At 63.7% G+C, this 1,412-nt stretch carries 2 protein-coding genes; one reads left to right on the top strand and one right to left on the bottom strand.

What is annotated here, in order from left to right; all coding sequences use genetic code 11:
• Positions 1-52: 52 nt before the first annotated feature.
• Positions 53-649 carry an ArsR/SmtB family transcription factor gene (locus tag ABNF93_RS34630; protein ID WP_349332497.1) on the bottom strand — a complete coding sequence of 199 codons (597 nt, stop codon included), beginning with the start codon at positions 647-649 and terminating at the stop codon, positions 53-55.
• Positions 650-764: 115 nt separating this feature from the next.
• Between ABNF93_RS34630 and ABNF93_RS34625 the strand changes: the two genes are divergently transcribed.
• On the top strand, positions 765-1,412 hold a 648-nt coding region (locus ABNF93_RS34625; RefSeq protein WP_349332496.1), incomplete at its 3' end, for a DinB family protein.

The raw sequence follows: 1,412 nt of genomic DNA, 5'->3' as shown, positions 1-1,412 counted from the left end.
GCCGGGCGGAACGGGCCGGGATGGAACGGTGATCGGCCTGCTGGTCGAACGGCTATTGGTGTCGGTGCCTGCGGCGGGGCTGTTCGTGAGGTTTTGGCAGGCGTGGGGCCTGGGTGGTGGGGTAGATGGCGGCCATGAAGGCGTGAGCTTGGCCCTGGTCGAGGCTGGGTAGCTGGGAGAATTCGTTGACCAGTTGGAGAACTCGGTCCCAGAACTCGTTGGCGTGTTCTTCGCTGATCCAGGCGTAGCGCCTGATCGCGCGGAGTTGGTCAGCTTCGTGTGCGGGAATGGTGTCGGCGGCCCATTGGGGCATCGCGTTGGGGATCAGGGAGACCTGCTCGGGCGTGATCTCACCGACTCTGAACAGGCGGGCGGTCCGTCCGTAGAAGCGTTCCTGCTGGCCCCGGATGGTGTGCGTTCGAACCACTTTCAACATGCCGGCCGCGGTCAGCACGCGGACGTGATAGGCGACAGTGCCCTTGGGTCGCCGGGTTGCGACCGCCAGCTCTTGGATGGATGCCGCTCGTTCGAGCAGGAGTTGGAGCAGGACGCTACGGAAGGGGTCGAACATCGCCTTGAGCTCTTGATCGGACGTGACTGTATGCGCGTCGTCGAGCTCGTAGTCAGGTACTTGCTGGTTGGTAGACAACGTCTCCCTGCTCCGCTACCTTTCACTGATTGAAGATCTGAATCAGTCTGTCAGACGCCTCGATGGAACCGATAGATCATCATGCGATTCAACACCAGACAGGAAGAAGCGACGCGTGACCGAATTCAACGCCGACAACGACCTGCAGGGCGCCACGTTCACCAACGTCAAGCTGCAGGAGGCTCGTTTCGACCGCGTTGATCTAGGCGGTGCCCGGTTCCGGAGCAGCAACGTGTCCGGAGTGGTGATGCGCGCGGTCGACGTGGACCGATCCGAGATCGACGCACCCTGGCTCTACGACGGATCGTTCATGGTCAACGACGTTGACGTGGTGCCCCTCGTCGACGCCGAGCTCAATCGCCGTTTTCCCGGCCGATCCGAACGCCGGGCCACCGATCCGGACGGGCTCCGCGCAGCGTGGGCAGCAGTCCAAACGGCCTGGGAAGCAATCCTCCAACGGGTGGCGACGATGCCGGACGGAACCACCGACATTTCCGTCGACGATGAGTTCTCGTTCGCCCAGACCCTGCGCCACCTGGTGCTGGCCACCGACAATTGGCTCGGCAAAGCGGTGCAGGGGCGAGAACAGCCGTTCCATCCACTCGCCCTCGCCGGGCTGCCCGAGTCCACCGAGACTCCGACCTACTCGGAGGTGCTGGAGGCTCGGTCCAGCCGCGTCGCGATGGTGACCGATTTCCTCGCGACCGTGACCGCAGAAGATCTGGGCGGCAAGAGGTCGGACCCCAACGCTCCCGACTGGGAG

The organism is Actinopolymorpha sp. B9G3, assembly GCF_040120725.1.
Taxonomy (GTDB): domain Bacteria; phylum Actinomycetota; class Actinomycetes; order Propionibacteriales; family Actinopolymorphaceae; genus Thermasporomyces.
This window is presented reverse-complemented; position numbering and strand designations above follow the sequence as displayed.